Raw genomic sequence first — 19919 nt, 5'->3', positions numbered from 1 at the left:
TATGTTTTTACACAGGGTTAAGTTTTTATGCACGACGGTTTTTTGTGTTGCGCTGGCGTACGAAGCGTTGCCGCAGACGGAGGAAGACCCACAGCCATTGGCAGATACGCTACAGCGCCTCGATGCCCAGGCCGAAGCTACCATGGCGACTCCGCCGGAGCCGGTGCCGGTCCACGGCAGCCGGTGCGGCCCGGGCGTGGTAAGCCTTACCGGCGTACGGGAAACGTCGGCAACGACCTTTAACTTTTACGCCACCGCTACCGCAACCAACTATTTATACCAGGGAAGGGACTATGTAACGCCCTATTTAACGGCCACGACGACGTATTATATCGCCACCGTCGACATCGGTACGGGCGCGGTGAGCGGCCGCGTGCCCATTATGGCAAATATCTATACGCCGCCACCGGCCCCTACCATTGCCTCGGAGGTATCGGCGTTTCCGGGCGGGTCGGTGAATATTTTTGTGCACCCCGTGTCGGGTGTTAGCGGATACCGGTGGTATACGGTGCCCAGCGGCGGTACACCCCTCAGCGGCGCCAATGCCAACATCACCACGGTGACGGTCGGTACCACGCCTACAACGTACTATGTGGCGACGGTGACGGGCGGCATGTGCGAGAGCGCTACCCGCAAGGCGGTTGTAGCGAACGTGGAACCGGCGCCCGTACCCACCGTGACAAACAACGGCGTGGTGGCCATGGCCGCGCCCGTAACGCTCGATGCCGGGGCCGGATACGCCACCTATGACTGGAAAAACAGCACCGGCACCACGATCAGTACAGCCCGTTCGTTTGAAACCACAACGCCCGACGACTATACGGTGACGGTTACAAAAACGGGCGTTTCGGGAAATGGTACGTCGGCGGCGGTGAAGGTCGCGCCACAGGAGACGTTCCTGAAAGGAAAGAATTATATTCTGACGAATACCGCGCACGTGCCGACGGCCACGGAAAATGACCTGGACCTGCGCACAGCAGACGGCCGCGAGCAGGCCATTCAGTACATGGACGACCTCGGCAGGCCGATGCAAACCATCGCCATCCAACGCTCGCCCAATAAGAAGGATATTATAACACCGGTTGTATACGATGCGTATGGCCGCGAGAGCGTGAAGTACCTTCCGTACGCTTCGCGCACGGAAGGTAACGGGTTGATCAAAAATGCGTTGTCGGGTCCTGCCGGCTATCCCTCGTCGGCACACTATACCTTTTACAATACACCCGGCGACAAGATCGCCGATGACACGCAACCATTCGCGGCAACTACCTTCGACAGGTCTCCCCTCGGACTGGTGCTGGAACAGGGCGCACCGGGATTCGACTGGCGCCCGCAGGGTATCGTCTCCGTGTTCGCGAGCGGGTTGCCCGGAAGTGTCGAGAGCTCGTACCCCGACTATGACCAATACTACGACTACTCGGAGTTCGTGATCGACCCGAATGGCGGGGGTGGCGGTGTACGCATCAAGATCACCAACAATGTGCTGACCGTCACCTTTAACGCAGGGTTCACGTCGGCATTTCTGAAAACGGGTCGCGTGAAGCTCATTGACATTCCCTCGCTCTACGATATCGATCTTGGAATTATCGGCGAGGGAAAGTACTATGCCTACATCCAGGACCGCTATCTTTCCGTGGAATCGTTGACCATCCCCGCCCAGCGTGCAACGCAATTCGCCTTGCCGGGGCCAAACGCGAGTGTGGTCTTTACCCGGAACCTACTGGCGCCGGAAACAGGAACAGGCGGCCCCGCCACGGGCGTTTCACGGGCCACACAATATAGCTATGACGCAAATGCGGCTGATGAGGTGCTTAAGCTGACGCCCGTTGCTGCGACCGCGGGTTCCTTCGCGCTCATTTCCACGGGCGGTGGAAGTACGCCCGCCTATTATGCTGAAGCGACACTGAGCAAAAAAGTCATCCGCGATGCCGATAAGAACGTCATCATCGAGTACCACGATATGCAAGGGAATCTGATCCTCAAAAGGATTCAGGCTGTAGCAGGGAACGTCCCGATCAATGACACGAACTATGCCGGCACGTATTACATCTACGACGACTTTAACCGCCTGGTGTGTGTGATACCACCGGAAGCTGCACGGCTGCTGCCTACGCTGTATTACAACAGCGGAGCAACGGACGCTACAAAAGAAGCTTTCCTCAAGCGCTGGGCCTTCCGGTATGCCTATGACACCCGGCACCGCCTGGCGATGAAGCAGGTGCCGGGAAGTGAACCGGTGTATATGGTCTACGATTCGCGCGACCGTCTCGTCTTGACACAAGACGGCAACCAGCGCACCGACGCTGCCGGCAATGTCACAAAAAAGGAGTGGTCGTTCACGAAATATGACGTCATCAACCGCCCGGTAATGACCGGTGTCTATACCCACGGCACCGTGGTGAACCAGGCAGCCATGCAAAACCATGTCAACTCCCTGATGGTGAGCGGCACGCAGCTATACGAGGAGTACAACGGCGCGGTCGCGACAGAGGGTTACACCAATAGGGTGTTTCCAACGAGCGCGACCAATTTACTGACCGTAACATACTACGACCAGTACGATTTCAGGTCGATGTGGACCGGAAACTATAATTATGTGAACGACGGCCTTTCCGCCACACCGGCCTCGGGACATACCTACTACCAGCCGGCAGCCGAAAGCACGCATGTGGCCGGCCTGGTCACTGGCAAAAAGGTAAAGCTCCTGACAGGCAATACCAGCACCCTCTGGCTCAAGACGGTCACGTTTTACGACGATGAGCACCGGCCGGTCCAGGTGCTCTTCGATCAGTATAAAAGAGGACCGGGACGGACGTCGAATGTGTATGATTTCGCAGGCCGTGTGCTCAAGTCTAACGTTACGCACATGGACAACGTCGTTACCTGGAAAGACCTGGTCAACGTGGTGGAGAACGACCTGACGCTGGTCAAGACAACGCCCGAGGCGTCGTGGAACGGCGGCGCGGTGTCGGTAGAGCAGATCCCGGCAAACACAGACGGCTGGCTGGAATTCACGGCGTCTGAAACGACAAAGGTTCGTATGATCGGCTTGTCCGACCAGAATACGAACAGCTCGTATAACAGCATCGATTTTGCAATATACCTGGTCGGAACCGGCGACCTGCGCATTTACGAGAACGGAACGGAGAAGGCCTCGTTTCCGAATGCTTACAATGTCGGCGATATATTCCGTGTCGAACGGACCGGTGGTGTGGTGCGATATTATCGCAACGGCGTATTGCTCTACACCTCATTGATCGGATCTACCACGCTATTGATGGCCGACGTATCGATCGGACATTTGCAGGGCACCGTGGTGGGCGCGAGGATCTCGGCCAGTACGCGGTCGAGGTCCGTCACCCGCACGTTTAAATACGATCATGCCGGACGCCTTACGCATACCTGGCACCAGGCAGACAAAGGGGCCAACATCCTGCTGAGTAAGCTCGACTACAATGAGCTCGGCCAGGTTGTGGATAGGATGCTGCACAGCACGGTAGCGTCCGCAGCCGACAACCGGCAATCGGTCGACTACCGCTACGACATCCAGGGCAAGATCACATCGATCAACAACGCCGATCTCACCAACGACGGCGTGCTGAATGACGATGCGACCGACTATTTCGGCATGCACCTGCTATACAACACGGTCGACGCCGGTCTGGGCAACGCGCAATACTACAACGGCAATATTTCGGCGATGCGGTGGAGCAATTACGGCGCCGGTACGGTGAAGCAGAAGGCATCCACGTATATGTATGACCGCATGAGCCGCCTGTCGGCCTCTGCGTATCACGAGAAGACGACATCATGGGGGACGCTGGGCAACAATCGTTTTGCCGAAACGGGTTTGTCGTACGACCTGAACGGCAACATCCTGAAGCTCACACGCAATGACAATCGCGCGACCGGCACCATGGACGTGCTTACCTACGACTATGGCGCAGGGACCAGTCAAAGTAACCGGTTGCTTTCGGTGACCGATGACGGCGACGACCTGGCCGGATTCATAGAGGATGTTGCTGCCGATGTAAACGACTATACCTACGACGCCAACGGCAACATGACGCGCGACCTGAATAAAGGGATCGGATCGTCGCTGACCGATGCTACCAACCGCATTACATACAACATCCTGAACCTGCCGGAGGTCGTCACCAAAGCGGGTAATACCATACGCTACCTCTACGACGCCGACGGCACGAAGCATGCGCAGACCGTTACCTTCGGCAGCCAGGTGCGGCAAACGGAGTATGCCGGGGAGTTCGTGTATGAAAACGACGCCTTGCAATTTATCAACCATGAGGAGGGACGCGTTGTTACCGCAGCCACGACGTTGGTCTACCGCGCCGACGCCGGCCTGGCCGCAGACTTCACCGCCGTGAATGCTGCCGTAACGACCACGCAGAGCGGCACGAGGACGTATGTGAAAGTAACGGCCAACGGTCCGGTTGCCCGCACGGGCGTGTTCCCCGTAGGCGGCGATTTTGTCGTCGCGGCCGGGGAGCGTTACAAGGTCCGGGTAAAGGGCTATCGCACCGGCGCCAGCGCGGCAAATCTGTTGATCAAAGCGGGCGGCGCCGATTTGAGCTGGCCGGGCGCGGCGCTGCCGGCGGGTGTGAGTGCAGAATCGTGGGTGGAGCAGATCGTCGTGATCCCCAACGGCGCGACGACGCTCCAGGCAGGCGTGGTATGGGGCACCGTCACGAGCGGGGAGGTCATGTATCTCAGCGATGTCGAGATCACCCGGCTGGCGTCTGCGGTGAACGAGTACCAGTATCACCTCAAGGATCATTTAGGAAATGTACGGCTTACGTTCACGACCGCGGTAACAAACCATGCTTTTGCCGCCGGCTTCGAATCGGCCGACCAGAGCAACGAGGCGTCGGCATTCAACAACTACCCCGCGGGCGGCGCGATCAACACCCAGCCCGAAAACGCGACGACCGGCACCCATTCACACCTGCTCAACGGCGGTTACTCCGGCCAGATTGGTCTGGCAAAAAGCTTTAGCGTAATGCCCGGCGACGTGGTGAGCATCCGGGCCACCGCCCGGTACGCAGCCCCTACCGGCATGCCTACCAATTACAACGGTTTTGTGGCATCGTTATTAGGAGCCTTCCATTTGCCCGCGCCCGTTGCCGGCGAAGCTGGCACCGCATCGGCAGGCATGAACGCCTTTGCCAATTGGGAGATGGGCAGCGCAGGCAATGCCGGTGGGCCGGACCCCATGAAACTGTTCGTCAACATCGTTGTATTCGACAAGGACTATAATTTATTGGATGTTGCATACACTGCTTCGGCGGAGTCGGGGGCCGAGATCACGGCGAGCTATACGATCGGGGAGCCGGGCTACGCATATGTTTATTACAGCAATGAACACCCCTACCAGGTCAATGCGTATTTCGATGATATCGCGATCACGCATACACCAAGTGCTGTGATACAGGTGGATGATTATTATCCGTTTGGGATGACTTTCAATTCTAGTCGACGGGAAGAGTTATCGCTAAATCGATACTTATATAATCAAGGTCTTTTAGGTAAAAAGTTTTTAACCGAACGCGTCTACGACCTCGGATTAGACATTGACTTGACCAAGTATAGGGCGTACGATCCGGCACTTGGCCGGTGGTGGCAAATAGATCCGTTGGCAAGCGAAATTGATTTAATAAACCTAACTCCTTACAACTATGCATTTAATAATCCTGTCCGGTACAATGACCCCGAAGGAGATTGTCCATGCATCCCGATCTTTATTGCGATCGCAGAAGGCGTCGTAGCTGTTGCGGAGGGTGCAACTCTAACTGTCGGCGCAGCGACCGTGGGGGCTGCTATAGGCACTGCCGTCAAGCTTTATGGCACTGATATACTGGAGGCGATCGGCAACGGTGGCCCGGGTGGAACTCCTGCCGTAAGCTTCGCCATGTCTTCCAGTCAACGTGGAGAGCTAAGTTCAGGTAATTTTCTCAATGCCAAAACTAAAAGAGACGGTCCTCCAAATCCTGATGGTGCTAAAGGTAAACCGGATCATCAGGAGAAAGTAAAAGAGCTCGAAAAGAAGGCGCAATCGGAGGCAAAGGAGGGTGAAACTGTTGTGACTGAAAAGAAGATCGCAAACGAAAATTCCAACCGGAAGCCTGATGTGCAGATCATTGACCCCAACGGTAAAACGAGAAAGGTATTTGAAGCAGAGAGACGCCCTGGCAGCAAAAGAAACCGCATGCGGGAAGAAGAATACCGGCAACTGGGCATTGATCAGGAAACTCATAAAGTAGGTGGAGCACCCAATAACATAGTCCCGTTTTAAGATGGCACAGGTAGACTTCTATTTAGACTTAAAAGATAAAATTGATCTTATCTCCTTAGTACTCGAGGAAGGCGGATATGCTGTTCCCGCTATTCACTACGAAGCACCAATCTACCATGAGATACGGTGCATCGACGACTATTTGTTGTATGCTAATACAAGTGTTTTACTGTTTATCGTCCATGATTCATATTTCAAAGAGCAATTAGTATGGGAGACGATTGACAAAGAAAGAAAACAATTTTATTATTTGCGTCAACGTGTCGGTGGGCCAACTATAGATTTTTACTCCCCTGGAGTAATTGAAAAAAATGGTACTCGGTTTGTTGGTCAGGGAAATATAACTTACTATACGTCTTACCAAAGCCCCAGCGCCGGAAAGAATACCGAAGCACCGGAGGCACAAAAGATTTTGTATAAGAAGCTGTTAAAACAAATCAAAAATGGTCTGGCATTAAAAAACGGAAAGCGAACCTATTGGGTTGGAAAGAACACTTTGGTTAGCTTGACAGCGGGTGGCAAACTTATGAATGTAGGCGATGACTTGTTTGATGGTTTCTTACACTTTATTAAAGAAAATCGGTAATGGTCTCTACGCCTTGCGGAACTTGGCCCTTATTGAACGCTGCTCGATGGGCGTCGTTTCCGAGGTCCATTTTGAATCTGATCCATCTATTTGACGGGTCAAGAACAGCCATATACCAGTCTCCTGTCACATCCGCGGAAAATTGCCAGAGGATGTGATATCCGTCTTCGTTTGTAAATCCTTCGTAATCCGCCTGGATAATGCCTTCGGTCATTTGCCAGAGTATTGTTTTGATCCGTGTTACGACGTCCCAACCAGTGGTTTGATCCGAGAAATCCAATATTTGTAGAGCATAAATGACTTCTACATGAGAAAAGAACTCCGTAATCCACCGGACGGCAGATTTTGGATTACAATTCTGGATTTCCTGCTTAAACTCTTCCAATTCACTACGGCCCAGGTCGTCAATGACCGTAGTTTTGTCAATGACTACTATGTCGTCGCCGTTTCTTGTTCCGATATTGATCGACTTCCAATCGTCGCCAGAACGAGATTCGATGTTGATGACAACCGGCAGGTTTGCATCTATAAGGGTTTCCTCGATGGTAGAAGTAGAAATTTTTACATCGGTTCTTCCAAAAATCCGAATGAAATATGGCATACTAGGGTTTCTTAGTGTAAGCAAAAAAATAAATCACACTGGTGGCAATTTTAACAGGAAATAGCCATTAAAGGAAATAAACAGAGGGTTACATGCTCATTCGCCTTTCACCCCCTACGCACACACACATCCCGAATCACGCGCGCTAGCTATAACGGTCATTCCGCCACGGGTAGGCCGTATTGGAATACCCGCGTTCTTCCCAAAACCCCGGCTGGTCAGCGGTCAGGAACTGGATCCGCTTGATCCACTTCGCGCCCTTCCAGGCGTACAGCTGCGGCGTGATCATGCGTACAGGCCCGCCGTGTTCCTGTGGTAACGGTTTGTCTTCGAAGGTGTGGACTAACAGTACATCGGGCTTCAGCGCTTCTTCGAGGGAAAGGTTGGTGGTATACGTATCGTAGCCGTAGCAGAGTACATGTGTGGCCTTGTCGCGCGGGTGAACGAGCGAGGCGAGGTCCATCAGCCGGACGCCCGTCCACCGCATGTCGAGCTTCGACCAGGTGGTGACGCAGTGAAAGTCGGAGGTGTCGTCGGTTTGGGGCAGGGCCATGAAGTCCTGCCATGTGAGGCGTACGGGGTTTTCGACGGCGCCGTCGACGATCAGGCGCCAGCGTGTCAGGTCCACATCGGGTTGATAGCCCAGGTCGAGCACGGGCCACTTCTGCGTGATGGTTTGTCCCACCGGCACTTCGGGCATGCCGTGGCGATTGAGTTTGCCAGTGCCTTGCGGCCGGGTGTCGGCCACGGAGGGAGTATCTTGCATTTTCGCTTCGAAGCGCGCTTTGAGCTTCATGCGGGCTTCGACGATGCGGGCGAGTTTGTCGGGATCTTCCATGACGTACCGGTTTGATGTGGTAAAGGTACGAGGAAACCGACCGTGCCTAAATAAAAAAGCCCTGAAAGGGCGTGACAACCCAGCCCAGGCTGCAGGCCTGGGTGCTACGGCATAGGTGATGGAATAGCCCTGTAAGGGCGTAACAATTTGTTCTATTGGGCGGGCCGCTCCGGTTTACCGTGAATGATGACAACCGAGCCGCGGCGCTCGTAGTGGACTTTGCCGAGCGCCAGCGCCAGCGTATGGAGGATGTTGTCGAGCGTTACCTGCTCGTTTTCAAACTCGGCGGTGAGGGTGCATCGCTTCAGCTCGTCGTTCTTGATGATGATCGTGGCGTGGAAGTGATTGTCGAGCGTGCGGGCGATCTCTTCCAGCGGGGCATTCTTGAAGCTGAGCCGGGGAAACGGCCAGCTTACGCGATCAGGGTCGAAGGTTTCGACCCGGGTCTTGCCGGTATTGACGTTCAGTGTCAGCTGATGCTCGGGCGTTACTTCAAAGTCCTGACCGTCGAAGTGGACGACCACCAGCCCATGCGCGACGGATACGCGCGCAATGCCCTGCTCGGGATCGGAAGAGACGTTAAAGCCCGTGCCTTTTACCTCGACGATAGCGTCGCCCAGGGTGTTTACCAGGAAGGGTTTTGTCGGGTCGGGGGCTATCTCGAAATACGCGGACCCGCGTTGCAGGTTTACGACGCGGCGGCGGTCTTTGTTGACCAGCGTGGGGGCATAGCACAGTTCGGTGGCGGCGGAGGTAATGATAGAACTTGCGTCGGGGAGGTCCAGCAGCCGTTCTTGTGTCACGACGATCTTGTTGTCGCAGCTGGCGGCCCGGTCATCTTTCAGCCAGAAGAAGATGAAGGTGAGCAACACCGCGCCGATCAGGGCCACCAGCGGACCGACGGCGATGCGGGAAACCGCCGGCGTGGGTTCTGCGGGGGTATGAGGGTTTATCATGACAACTCAGGGGTTTGGTTTGGTAGAAGAAAGCTAACGGTTCTGTATAGTATTTCATACAGATCCTATAGTAAAGACACGTGGGGGATGTGGCGGTATTAGATAAGTGCGATAAAAAAATCAAAATTGACAGTAAATACCCTCCGCAAGGTATGAATAAGACTGAAATATAAGGTTAAGGAGATTATTTTACTTTTCCCAGGTCGTCGAGGGTAAAGGTCGTGACGGGGTTGATTTTTAAGTTGTTGTCCTTATAGGCCATAAAATACTCTGCAAGCCGCCGCTGCTCTTTGTCTTGGGAGCGTTTCATGCCGGCGATGTCAAGCTCCAGGTTTTTGAGCTTTGTAAAATCCTCTTCGGTGCGGATCAGCACTGTTCTTCCCGCAATAGGTTCGAATACTGTCGATACTCCGGAAAACACACCCTGGAGCACCTGGGGTTTTTCGCGTTTGCCCAATTTGTAAACGTGGTGGATCTCTTTGCCTCCGGATGCATGCATGAGTATAAACAGGCAGCCGTTCTTCAGGAGGGCGGCGCCTTCATACGTCCATCGCGGCCCGCGCAGCTTGAAGTGCACACCGTTGTCGCGTTCGAAGATCTGCACCGGTGAGCGCATGAGGGTGCCTTCTTCGGCGTTGCGCCGGACGTAACAATAATAATTGCCGGTGCAGCTGACCAGCTCGTTGTCCAGCGGCCGGTCTACACGGTCGCACCACTCCAGGAATGTTATGCCGGGGATAAGAAAACCCGCGAGCTTATCGAGCTTGGGCGGCTTGTATGAAAGGACCCTGACATTCGTCTTTCGTGCTTCTTTCGCACGCAGGAACAGATATTTATAGAGGTACCGGCCGCTGATCGCCACGTCATCAATCATATCACTGATCTCTTCAAAACCTTTTGTGTCTTGCGGACGATTTGTTTTGCGCGCCAGCGCCGCGAGGAGTTGTTCGATGTGGTGAATTTTTACATCCATAGTATTATTTGTTAGAAGTCCGTGTACAGGAACGAAACGGGACATTACAGAATAGCAACGGTTATGCTATTGTACAGTGTTTGCTGACCTTTGGTCTACGTTAACGCGATCGATCGATCATCGCTTGCGACGAGGAATTTACCGGTGCTGCCCGCCATGGGGCGGTCCCGGTAAAAGCCTCCAGCAAGTCACACCTTCCATGGCGAAGTAAAGTTCCAGGCAACTGGCGGGAAAATCAGCAGGGATTACATGACAGGTCTCTTACGACCTGCCCCGGGACTTCCATGCCTTTTCCAACCAGCCTCCTGGACACAATGGAAAACAAATCTGATCATTAAAATGAAAACTTTTAAATATGTAATGCTCGTCGTGTTTATATCGATCACTGCCGTAAGCTGTACGGAGGAGCTGGTTCGTCCCAACAATGAGGACAAACCGATCGTGATCCCGCCGCCCAAGCCGTAATTGGCCGCTTTTTATACGGTGGAGTCCTTGAACGGCTCCACCGTTTTTTTTATCTTAGTGTTTACTCTAACCTGCCTTGCGCTTTGCAATATGCGTTTTATATCTATAGGGTGTGTGTTTTTTATACTCACGTTCTCTGTTGCCCGCGGTCAAAACGCCCGCCTGGACGGTCTCCGACGCTCGTTGCACACGGCAAAGGCGGCTGGCGATCCTTATAAAATTTCGTTGTGGTTGTCTCATATTGGTTACCATTATGATAGCACGATGCAATATGATAGTGCTTTTCACTATTACAAGTTGTCGTTGTCTCCGCGTTATAAGTCCAATAATGATACGCTGAATGCTTCGTCACTCAACGCCCTGGGCACATTGTTTCATTACCGGGGCATGATGGATAGTGCCATTTATCGCTATAGTGACGCACTTCGTCTCTATCAGCGACTCCATCAGGACTATTACGCTATGGCCGTAGAGATCAATCTGGCCATGTCCTATAAAGAGATCGGTCTTTATAGGGAATCGTTGGATACGCTTTTGAACGCGCTGGATTATCTCGAGCGTCAGCCACCGATGCGCTACCTCGTTGTCTGTTACAATACCATCGGCGGTGTTTGTACCAAAGCCGGGGACTATCAGCAGGCACTCGAATACTTTAATAGGACGCTGCAAGCCGCGCAGGTCACCGGCGACGATGATTACATTGCCATATCCCTCAATAATAAAGGCGAAACCTTTCTGTACCTCACCCAATACGATAGCGCGCTGGCGTGTCTGATTCGCGCTGAAAATATAAAGCGCAGCGCGCGTGATACCAACGCGCTCGGAAATACGTTGGGTCTGCTGGGAGAAACCTACATGGCGTTGGGAAATGATGCACGTGCCGCTTCCTTCTTACAGGAAGCACTGGCCATTAAAACCGCTGCCGGGGCTCGCCTCGGACAGTTAGTAACCCTTCTTAATTTAACGCGATTAAATATACGCCGGCAAGAGTATGCTGAAGCGAAGGTCTTGCTGGATCGTGCCGAAGTACTGGTGCGGGAGAAGGGAGAGCCGGATTATCTGCGTCAGGTGTTGGAGCAACGATTTGCATTGTATCGTGCCACGCACCCTAACGATCCGACGATACGTGTGGTGAACGAATTGTTGATTGTTAAAGATAGTTTGTTGAACAAAGACAAGGCGAAAAGCCTGCAAGCAATCCATGTTCGGTACCAGACGGCTAAAAACCTGGAATACATCGCTGATCTGGAGCAGGAGGATGTCCGTCATCAGGCCTGGATCAGGTGGCTCGTCGGAGTTGCCGTAGCGGTTACCATTGTCGTGTTTGTGATATACTTACTATACCGGTCCAGCCAGCGAAATAAGAAGAAGGCCGAGACACTGTTTAAGGAGCTGAACCATCGGGTGAAGAACAACCTGCAGATCCTGTCGAGTGTATTGAGCCTGCAATCGCAGAACGTGAAGGATGAGGATGCGCTGCTGGCGATCAAAAGCAGCGAGAGCCGTGTGAACGCGATGGCGCTGATCCATAAGAAACTTTACCGCGACGATAACCATCGCGCCATCGATATGCAGGATTACGTGCAGGAGCTGGGTAACTATCTGGTGCATACGTACGGCTTTACCGATGGCCGACTGGAGCTACGGATACAATGCGACGCCGTGGCCATAGATGTCGATAAAGCTATACCCATCGGGTTGATCTTAAATGAACTGGTCAGCAATGCGCTGAAGTATGCATTTGACAAACACGCTGCGCCCACACTGGAGATCCGCTTGCAGGAACAAGGAGCGGACGAGATCCGGATCGACGTGCGGGACAACGGTGTAGGCATAAGTCCGCAGAAGACGCGCGAGGGTTCGGGTTCGTTCGGGCTGAAGATGGTAAAGATGTTGATCAAAGAGCTGAAGGGAAGGGTCGATGTAGAGATACAGGCCGGAACGGTCTACCAGATTGTATTACCCCTATAAAGTTATGACTGCTATAAACGTTTTGATCGTGGAGGACAAAGTCCTGATCGCCGAGGACATTGCCGCCAAGCTACGCAAACACGGACTGGAAGTGGCCGGGATCTACGACACCGGCGAAGAAGCCATGGAGGCCGTCAAGACCCTCCGGCCGGACCTGGTATTGATGGACATCGAATTGGCCGGAGCCATGGACGGTATCTCGGCGGCGCACGTGATGACGCAGGAGCACGACATTCCGGTGATTTACCTGTCGGACTTTGCCGACCCGAAGACACTGGATCGTGCCAAGAAGACGCAACCCGCCAACTACCTCACGAAACCGTTTAATGAAAACGAACTGGTGCGGGCCATTGATATAGCCTTTACGAATGCCAACACGCATGCGGCAAAGCGACCGTTGAAGAAGGACCATGTATTTCTGCGCGAGGACAACCAGGTGTTCAGCCGGCTCAAGCTCGACGATATATTGTACCTGAAGGCGGAGCGCGCCTACTGCAATATTGTGACCGAAGCCCGGGAGCATACGTTTTCGACGAGCATGAACCACATTTGGGATCAGCTGGGGCATGACGATTTTGTGCGGGCGCACCGCTCGTATGTGGTCAATCTCAATCGCATTACGTCGCTGGATGGAAACGTTATTCACCTGGGCAAGAAGCAGGTACAGATGAGCGACGGCTTTCGCGAGGAAGTGTTAGGCAGGCTGAAAATCATCCGCTAAGCCTCGGAAAAGAACCTGTTGTACCCGGAAAGCGGGTTTGTGTGTTATTCCTGTTTAGTAGAGTATTAACGCTAAATACGAAAGGGAATGGCCAGACCTAAACGCTACCAGTATGATGTCTTCATCTCGCATGCGGTGGAGGATAAGATTCCTGTTGCGAATGATTTGGACAAGGCGTTGCGTGCGGAAGGGCTTCAGGTTTGGTATTCCGGTAAAGAATTGAGTGTTGGAGACGAACTAACCGAAACTATTTACGAAGGATTAGACCAGAGTCGCTTTGGTGTAGTGATTGTAAGTCCGACATATTTACGGAAGGCGTGGGCGTTAGGAGAGTTTTTTCGATTGACACAGCGACAAGGGAAGGCGGTACTCCCGGTCTTTTATGACATCACGCCGGAGGAGCTTGCGGCCCGCTATCCTCCCATGGCGAACTTGGTGGGGGTACCGATGTCGGCGGGGATTGATGTTGTTGTAAAAAAATTATGCAAGGTAATTCAAGACGACGCAAAGCCATCGAAATTGGGGCGTCTGGGAAAGACGCGGCAATCCTTATATAATTCCCCGGTTCGGTTGGGGACACTTATTGCGGCGTTGCTTGCGCTGGGTATAGCCGCTATGTACGGGGTGCTTTTGACGATCGGGCAGAGGCCTTCGGCAGAACTTGTCGATAAAACGATCGAACACCGTATGGCGTCTTTACAGCGTGGTGTAGACCAGCAATGGCATGACGCTACCCGCGGAAGTCAGGGTAAGCCGGCCACGTCGGCGGATGCCGCCTTTTTATATGATAGCTTCTGGAAGACCAGATCCTATTATCGGAATGAGTATACATTGGTTACGCCGGACAAGGAGATTAGCGGCCGTCGTAACGTGGAGATGACCTTACGACACCCCATGAAAGAGCTCGTTCCGGCAAATGCCTATTTTATGTCCGATGCCCAGGTCTATTTGAATGGGTCATCCTATATTTTTTATAATACACGCCCGATAACCTACACGACGACGGCGTCCAGCCACGACGGTCAGTACGAGGTCACGGTGAACTATGCCGAAGGGATACGCATGGTCTATACGGTCCTGCAATTTCCTGGATCCGAAAGTGATACAAAGCGGCATCAGGTAACGATCCAGGCGTTGCCGCCAACCGAGACGTATACTTTTGTGGATAAAGGGGGCGCGTGGGAACTTCACGAGATTAAGTAACGTGGAAAGCCACAGCAGCCTGCTGGAAGAAATAGCCTCTGGTCCGGAAAGCCGGGTGGCATGACTTCTGGCGGCGAGACAGTTTTAGCACATAGTTAACCCCTATGTGTTATGAGCTTGACAAAAGTACTGGACGACTGGTCCGACTATGACGACCGAAAACAAAAACAGCAGGATGCCCGCTTCTTTTCTTGCACCGAAAAATGGGAAGTAGATTACCTGGTCGACAAGATTCACGACGCCTTTGGCTATCTCGATCGGCTGGCCATTCGCGACGCGATCACCCATTTCTGCTACCGCAGCAACGCCCCGCATCCCCGCAGGATCTTTGTTACGAGTGTACTGACACGTTTAGGAGTGATCGCCCCATGAGAAAGCTGACGTTGTTTTTTGCGTGTATCTGGCTCCTGGCATGCACCGCACCACCCGTGGCGGCGCAGACGGTATATGTTACCAAAACAGGGAAAAAGTATCACGATGCCTACTGCCGTTATCTCAGCCACAGCAAGATTGAGATAGACCTGGCCAAAGCCCTGGAGCTGGGCTATGATGCCTGCAGTGTCTGCAACCCTCCTACGGAAGTGGAAGGGGTTGACGCCGATGAAGCTACGCCCGCGCCGGAGAAACCGGGTGATCGTACGACGCCGGCCCCATCGGCCAAACCGGCACACCCGAAGCCGGATAAGAAAGCGGCGACATCGTCGCAGTGTAGCGCGCTGACAAAAGCCGGCACACGTTGCAAGCGCGCTGCCAGTACCAACGGCCGTTGCTGGCAGCATCAATAGGAAAGGTCCATGCCGGGTCAGGAAGATGGGCGGAAGCCCTGGGAAAGTACGTTGTTTAAAAGTCCGCTGCCATCGCGTACTTCCTGTCGTCAACGAATCGAACCCCATGTATCGCGCGATCTTCCTAAGCCTGCTGTTGTTCACCCGCTGCTCCACGTCAGACGTTCCCGTATGTCCCGACAAAACCTGTGATGACTACGCCACGCAGGCCGAAGCGCAGGCGGCCTTTGATGAAGATCCGTCCTGCCTGGGCGAGCTTGACAACGACAGCGACGGTATGGCCTGCGAACATCTGGCGGGCGGAAGCAATCCCAATACAACCCCCGGCACCACGCCGGGTACGAACTGTCCCACCACGTCGAACTGCGGATGTTCGGGAAAGAAAAAAGATAGCTGTGGCGGCCCATGTTGCCAATGGACGACGGGCCAGGGGTGCGGATGTAAATAGCAACTAACTAATAACAACCATGAAAAATCCGAAATTTCAAATGTTCACGGGCAGTGACAAGCAAATTTATTTTCGACTACGAGCCGCGAATGGTGAACCCATCTTAGCAAGCGAAGGGTATACTTCAACGTCAGCTTGTACTGAAGGTATTGACTCCGTTAAGCGAAACGCACCCTATGACGAACGCTATAAGCGGACAGATGCTACCAGGAACTATAGATTCAATTTAACCGCGGCGAATGGGCGAATCATTGGCCGAAGCGAAGGATATGAAACCAGTGCCGCCCGGGAGGATGGCATTGCGGCTGTGAAACGGACTGCTCCAGACGCCCCGACGGAAGATATTACGACATAAGGATTTTTATGTAAACGCTGTCTATATGGCTTGGTCTTTCCGAAAATCCAAATCTTTTGGCCTGTTCCGGTTTACATTCTCTAATCGTGGGCTCAGCATGTCTGCAGGTGTAAAAGGCGCGCGGATCAGGTTTGGTGGCCGTGGCACGCATGTTACGCTGGGTGCCGGCGGAATCTATTATAGTCAGAAGCTGGGTGGGAGGGCTCAGGCTGCCGCTGTCAACGCCTGGTCTCTGAAGCAGGCTGAGGTCGAGGCCAATATGCGTGACGCAGAAGACGATGCCGCCATGAATCGTCTGACGGACAGTACCTCACAGGCATTCGTGGAAGAGCTGGAGTCCAAGGCACGTAAAGTCGCTTTTTTTAAGGCCGTGCTTATTGCAAGTCTGATCGCCATGGCATTCTACATTAGTTATGCCAGCGAACAATTTGTTGTGTCTGAAGAGCATAAGACGATCTTTTCGGTCGATAAGCGAAGGGTGCATATTCGCGCACTTCCGGATAAGCATTCCCGTTCGCTGGGCATGACTTTTCAAGGCACACGATTGGATGTGATCGATACTTCTTTTCAGGATTGGATCAAGGTTACCTATCGGCACGGCGCAGATTCGGCGGGCTTCATACACGCCAGCATGGGAAGACTTGGCCGTGAATTGGCAAAACGCCAGTACGAATCACGTGCGGACAAAATGCCGGTGCTATACGTACTGGGGGTATTGCTCGCGGTTTTGTTGGTGGCTTTGCTAATCTGGATCCGGCGCCTGGATGAACGACGAAAAACGATGTTTGTGAATTATACCATGGATGATGGACTGCGTGCGCTGTACGATAAGTTCATCGAATGCTTCCAGGAATTCGCGTCCACCGCCCGGGTATGGCATACCGGAGATGCGGTGACGCTGGACGACAGCCGTCGTCATGGAGGTGCCAGTCAGGCAGTAAACCGTAAGGTTATACGAGAGATTTCACCACACCGACTCCCATCGCCCCACCTGGTCATAAACGTTTCGGTGCCCTATATCCGGCTGCCGGATAAAGAACTTTATTTTTTCCCCGAACGGATCATCTTTCGGCGCGGGCGACAGCTTGGAGCCGTGTTCTATAAACATATCCAGGTTATGCGCGGCAATGTGCGGTTTCAGGAAAGTGAAGGACTGCCCCCGGATGCCACCGTGGTAGAACAACGCTGGAAATACCTGAACAAAAACGGTGAACCCGACCGGCGCTTTCGCGATAATCAACTGTTGTCGATTTGTAACTATACCGAATACACGTTTACATCCCAACAAGGATGGAACGATACCATCATGACCTCGCGTGTAGGGGCGATGGACCGGTTTGCCGAGTTTATCAAATTGATCGGAGCGTATCAGCAAAAAGTAACATGACAATGGAAAGCCGGTTTTATGTCGGTAAGATCCGCAACAGCACGCTGACGCGCTCGCGCTTTGGCGACTACGACTTCAAGGAAGAGATCATCGCGCAGCTCGGGATCGAATTGCCCGGGAAGGCGCACGGCACGTACGGGCAGCTGTTGTTCGACAAACGCTGGTCTGCGCGCCGGGCTGAAATTCTGGCGCGTGACAATCATTGCTGTGTGATTTGCACCGCAGGCGAGAAACTGCAGGTACACCACCGCCAGTATCATTACATCGTGCAGCTGCGGCAGTATAAAGCGCCGTGGGACTATGCCGACAACCTGATGGTCACGCTCTGCGAGCGCTGCCACCAGCGTGGCCATAATCAGTATCATGTACCCATAATCTATCTATAGTATGAGCTTATTTAATTTTGTGAGAAGTTCCAACGGTACGGGTACCGTTGACGAGGTAAAGACCGAGAAGGTTTCGACCCTGCACAGCATTGCTTCCCAGGAGCCGGTTGCCAGGACGGCAGTTCCGGAGGTACCGGAGCATGTGTTTGTGGAGGCTTCCAAAAACAAGCCGCCGAAGGCCGCGGTGGAACCGCCGCAGGCCCGCGCAACCAACGACATTCATACCTTGTACCAGTACCTGGAGCAAAACCTGGAAAAGCGCGGCTATGAAGATGCGCTGATCAATCCGGATACCAGCTACATGGAGGAGAACGTATTGTATATCAACAACGATCTGCAACTGTTGATCGCCCGGGTGAAGATGTATTACACGGGATACCTACGCACGATCGATTTTCACATCGACTCTCGCAGCCGGAGCGGCATGCTGGAGACCGTGGATGAATTGGTGACACACAAAAAGACCGTGGAAGAAGAAATGCGCGAAGTAGAGTCGATCGGCAAGGATGCAAATGAAGGCAAGGGGTTGTGTCAGAACCTGGTGCTGGGATACAAAAAAGGGTTCCGGAATGGTTTTGCCGCCATTACTTACAACGCTGTTTTGGGAAAAAGACCTAACCTGTAATGGTATGAGAAACGGGTGGTTAAAGTTTGGATGTTTCCTGACGGGGATCAATTATGAGATCCTCAGCACGTGCAGCGAGCTGTCGAAGAAGCGACTGTTGAAATACACGTCGGCGTTGCTGATCATTTGCTTGCTGTGGATGGTCATCGGCTATGCGTTTACGGAGCGTTATTTAAAAGGAACGTGGTACGTGTGCCTGGTAGGAGCGGCGGCCATGATATTCCTGATCATACAAATAGAGCGGCAGGTAATTCTGTCGTCGCGCGATAATCGTGGTCTTCAGGTATTCCGCGGCGTCATCGCCATAGCGATGGCATTGATCGGTACAGTCATTATCGATCAACATTTATTCAAGGACGATATCGATAAACGAAAGTTATTCAGCATGGATGAGGAAGTCAAATTGATCTTGCCGGGCCGGGCGGAGGAGCTGAAGCGCCAGCTGGACGAGATGGATTCTATCATTCTTTCCAAGGAAGGCGAGCGGAAGTACATAGCGGATGACGTCGTCAAAAACGCATTTGTGACCATCGTCGAACAGGATATATCGTATGATAGCGCCCGCAAGAAGGTGGTGACCGTGTCTAAACGAAAAGTACCTAACCCCAAGGCGAGTTTGCTGGAGCCCATGGACAAAACGATAATCTCTTTACGTAAAGAGAAGGCAAAAAAAGATAGCCTGTTGCTCGGTCTGCGGCCGCAGATCGAGGCCGATATCAAAGCCAACGTGGGGTTTCTGGACGAGCTCGAGGTCATGTTTGATCTGCTGACGGAGTCTGGCGTATCGGCCTGCGCCTGGTCCATTTGGTTCATTTTTCTGTTGGGTCTGGAGCTCTTTATTCTGGTGAGCAAATTGTATGAAACAGAGACAGACTACGACCGCCGCATGCAACAACAAATGGAGCTTCATTACCGGCGAATCGATCTGTTAAAACAACAGGCCGAGTAGGCCGCGGTCCCCTACGACGATGTTACCCCCCAACCGGCATCGGACACGCAAAAGAAGGCATTGCCCTGAGGGGGTGCAACAAATCCGGCAGGTGCGTACATAAATTGTTGCGCCCTTACAGGGCTTGATATCGCTGTATTGCCTATTACCCAGGCCTACAGCCTGGGCTGGTATGTTATGCCCTTACAGGGCTGGTTGTGTTCCGTTTCCTTGTTGTTGTCTGCTACAAAGAGACTTGCCTTGTCCAGCGTGTCGATCTATTAAACAGGCCGGCCTCAGCCATCAAGTAAAGAAAGCTATAGCCCTGAAAGGGCGAGACACAATAGCCCAGGCTGCAGGCCTGGGTGTATAGCGTATAAG

18 protein-coding genes are annotated in these 19919 nt (G+C 53.1%); 14 read left to right on the top strand and 4 right to left on the bottom strand.

Annotated features, from left to right (window positions below):
- Position 1 precedes the first annotated feature (1 nt).
- Complete coding sequence (locus KK078_RS17020; protein ID WP_254091502.1) at positions 2–6310, top strand: DUF6443 domain-containing protein; 6309 nt, start codon at positions 2–4, stop codon at positions 6308–6310.
- Between the two features lies 1 nt (position 6311).
- The gene (locus KK078_RS17015) at positions 6312–6896 is read left to right on the top strand and encodes a hypothetical protein (RefSeq protein ID WP_254091501.1); all 585 of its coding nucleotides are present in this window, start codon (positions 6312–6314) and stop codon (positions 6894–6896) included.
- Here the strand turns inward: KK078_RS17015 and KK078_RS17010 are convergent.
- The 4 genes from KK078_RS17010 to KK078_RS16995 all read right to left on the bottom strand — a co-directional run bounded on the left by KK078_RS17010 (position 6880) and on the right by KK078_RS16995 (position 10264).
- Positions 6880–7497, bottom strand: coding sequence for a hypothetical protein (locus tag KK078_RS17010; RefSeq protein ID WP_254091500.1), 618 nt, complete (start codon positions 7495–7497; stop codon positions 6880–6882). The two genes, KK078_RS17015 and KK078_RS17010, sit on opposite strands and share 17 nt — an antisense overlap.
- Before the next feature lie 145 nt (positions 7498–7642).
- On the bottom strand, positions 7643–8335 hold the full coding sequence (locus tag KK078_RS17005) for a sulfite oxidase-like oxidoreductase (protein WP_254091499.1): 693 nt from the start codon (positions 8333–8335) through the stop codon (positions 7643–7645).
- A 152-nt stretch (positions 8336–8487) separates the two neighbouring features.
- Complete coding sequence (locus KK078_RS17000) at positions 8488–9291, bottom strand: FecR family protein (protein ID WP_254091498.1); 804 nt, start codon at positions 9289–9291, stop codon at positions 8488–8490.
- A 184-nt stretch (positions 9292–9475) separates the two neighbouring features.
- Positions 9476–10264, bottom strand: coding sequence for a hypothetical protein (locus KK078_RS16995; RefSeq protein ID WP_254091497.1), 789 nt, complete (start codon positions 10262–10264; stop codon positions 9476–9478).
- Positions 10265–10603: 339 nt separating this feature from the next.
- Between KK078_RS16995 and KK078_RS30500 the strand changes: the two genes are divergently transcribed.
- From KK078_RS30500 to KK078_RS16940, 12 genes are all read left to right on the top strand, one after another.
- The gene (locus tag KK078_RS30500) at positions 10604–10729 is read left to right on the top strand and encodes a hypothetical protein (protein ID WP_262898708.1); all 126 of its coding nucleotides are present in this window, start codon (positions 10604–10606) and stop codon (positions 10727–10729) included.
- A 264-nt stretch (positions 10730–10993) separates the two neighbouring features.
- Positions 10994–12700 (top strand): tetratricopeptide repeat-containing sensor histidine kinase, encoded by a 1707-nt coding sequence (locus KK078_RS16990; protein WP_254091496.1) that lies wholly within the window; start codon positions 10994–10996, stop codon positions 12698–12700.
- Positions 12701–12704: 4 nt separating this feature from the next.
- On the top strand, positions 12705–13421 hold the full coding sequence (locus tag KK078_RS16985; RefSeq protein ID WP_254091495.1) for a response regulator: 717 nt from the start codon (positions 12705–12707) through the stop codon (positions 13419–13421).
- Positions 13422–13508: 87 nt separating this feature from the next.
- Positions 13509–14624: a toll/interleukin-1 receptor domain-containing protein gene (locus KK078_RS16980; RefSeq protein WP_254091494.1), complete on the top strand. Its 1116-nt coding sequence runs from the start codon at positions 13509–13511 to the stop codon at positions 14622–14624.
- 111 nt (positions 14625–14735) lie between these two features.
- The gene (locus KK078_RS16975; RefSeq protein ID WP_254091493.1) at positions 14736–14996 is read left to right on the top strand and encodes a hypothetical protein; all 261 of its coding nucleotides are present in this window, start codon (positions 14736–14738) and stop codon (positions 14994–14996) included.
- Complete coding sequence (locus KK078_RS16970) at positions 14993–15409, top strand: DUF5763 domain-containing protein (RefSeq protein WP_254091492.1); 417 nt, start codon at positions 14993–14995, stop codon at positions 15407–15409. The genes KK078_RS16975 and KK078_RS16970 overlap by 4 nt, the downstream gene beginning before the upstream one ends.
- Positions 15410–15515: 106 nt before the next feature.
- Positions 15516–15857 (top strand): hypothetical protein, encoded by a 342-nt coding sequence (locus KK078_RS16965; protein WP_254091491.1) that lies wholly within the window; start codon positions 15516–15518, stop codon positions 15855–15857.
- A 19-nt stretch (positions 15858–15876) separates the two neighbouring features.
- The gene (locus KK078_RS16960) at positions 15877–16212 is read left to right on the top strand and encodes a YegP family protein (protein ID WP_317195938.1); all 336 of its coding nucleotides are present in this window, start codon (positions 15877–15879) and stop codon (positions 16210–16212) included.
- Between the two features lie 25 nt (positions 16213–16237).
- The gene (locus tag KK078_RS16955) at positions 16238–17599 is read left to right on the top strand and encodes a DUF4236 domain-containing protein (RefSeq protein WP_254091490.1); all 1362 of its coding nucleotides are present in this window, start codon (positions 16238–16240) and stop codon (positions 17597–17599) included.
- A gap of 2 nt (positions 17600–17601) precedes the next feature.
- Positions 17602–17985, top strand: a complete 384-nt coding sequence (locus KK078_RS16950; protein WP_254091489.1) for an HNH endonuclease — start codon at positions 17602–17604, stop codon at positions 17983–17985.
- A gap of 1 nt (position 17986) precedes the next feature.
- Complete coding sequence (locus KK078_RS16945) at positions 17987–18610, top strand: hypothetical protein (protein ID WP_254091488.1); 624 nt, start codon at positions 17987–17989, stop codon at positions 18608–18610.
- A gap of 4 nt (positions 18611–18614) precedes the next feature.
- A complete protein-coding gene (locus KK078_RS16940; protein ID WP_254091487.1) occupies positions 18615–19559 on the top strand; it encodes a DUF4407 domain-containing protein in 945 nt (314 codons plus the stop codon).
- Positions 19560–19919 lie beyond the last annotated feature (360 nt).

This window comes from Dawidia soli (assembly GCF_018598185.1).
GTDB classification, from domain to species: domain Bacteria; phylum Bacteroidota; class Bacteroidia; order Cytophagales; family Cyclobacteriaceae; genus Ohtaekwangia; species Ohtaekwangia soli.
Note: the sequence above shows the minus strand (reverse complement) of the source record. Positions and strands in the feature narration are given on the sequence as shown.

Excerpts from the sequence above, each read along its gene's own strand:
- KK078_RS16950 (WP_254091489.1), top strand. The coding sequence starts at position 17,602 with ATGGAAAGCCGGTTTTATGTCGGTAAGATCCGCAACAGCACGCTGACG.
- KK078_RS17000 (WP_254091498.1), bottom strand. The coding sequence starts at position 9,291 with ATGATAAACCCTCATACCCCCGCAGAACCCACGCCGGCGGTTTCCCGC.
- KK078_RS17005 (WP_254091499.1), bottom strand. The coding sequence starts at position 8,335 with ATGGAAGATCCCGACAAACTCGCCCGCATCGTCGAAGCCCGCATGAAG.
- KK078_RS16980 (WP_254091494.1), top strand. The coding sequence starts at position 13,509 with ATGGCCAGACCTAAACGCTACCAGTATGATGTCTTCATCTCGCATGCG.
- KK078_RS16975 (WP_254091493.1), top strand. The coding sequence starts at position 14,736 with ATGAGCTTGACAAAAGTACTGGACGACTGGTCCGACTATGACGACCGA.
- KK078_RS16990 (WP_254091496.1), top strand. The coding sequence starts at position 10,994 with ATGCAATATGATAGTGCTTTTCACTATTACAAGTTGTCGTTGTCTCCG.
- KK078_RS16955 (WP_254091490.1), top strand. The coding sequence starts at position 16,238 with ATGGCTTGGTCTTTCCGAAAATCCAAATCTTTTGGCCTGTTCCGGTTT.
- KK078_RS16985 (WP_254091495.1), top strand. The coding sequence starts at position 12,705 with ATGACTGCTATAAACGTTTTGATCGTGGAGGACAAAGTCCTGATCGCC.
- KK078_RS16965 (WP_254091491.1), top strand. The coding sequence starts at position 15,516 with ATGTATCGCGCGATCTTCCTAAGCCTGCTGTTGTTCACCCGCTGCTCC.
- KK078_RS16960 (WP_317195938.1), top strand. The coding sequence starts at position 15,877 with ATGAAAAATCCGAAATTTCAAATGTTCACGGGCAGTGACAAGCAAATT.
- KK078_RS17010 (WP_254091500.1), bottom strand. The coding sequence starts at position 7,497 with ATGCCATATTTCATTCGGATTTTTGGAAGAACCGATGTAAAAATTTCT.
- KK078_RS16970 (WP_254091492.1), top strand. The coding sequence starts at position 14,993 with ATGAGAAAGCTGACGTTGTTTTTTGCGTGTATCTGGCTCCTGGCATGC.
- KK078_RS30500 (WP_262898708.1), top strand. The coding sequence starts at position 10,604 with ATGAAAACTTTTAAATATGTAATGCTCGTCGTGTTTATATCGATCACT.
- KK078_RS16995 (WP_254091497.1), bottom strand. The coding sequence starts at position 10,264 with ATGGATGTAAAAATTCACCACATCGAACAACTCCTCGCGGCGCTGGCG.
- KK078_RS16940 (WP_254091487.1), top strand. The coding sequence starts at position 18,615 with ATGAGAAACGGGTGGTTAAAGTTTGGATGTTTCCTGACGGGGATCAAT.
- KK078_RS17020 (WP_254091502.1), top strand. The coding sequence starts at position 2 with ATGTTTTTACACAGGGTTAAGTTTTTATGCACGACGGTTTTTTGTGTT.
- KK078_RS16945 (WP_254091488.1), top strand. The coding sequence starts at position 17,987 with ATGAGCTTATTTAATTTTGTGAGAAGTTCCAACGGTACGGGTACCGTT.
- KK078_RS17015 (WP_254091501.1), top strand. The coding sequence starts at position 6,312 with ATGGCACAGGTAGACTTCTATTTAGACTTAAAAGATAAAATTGATCTT.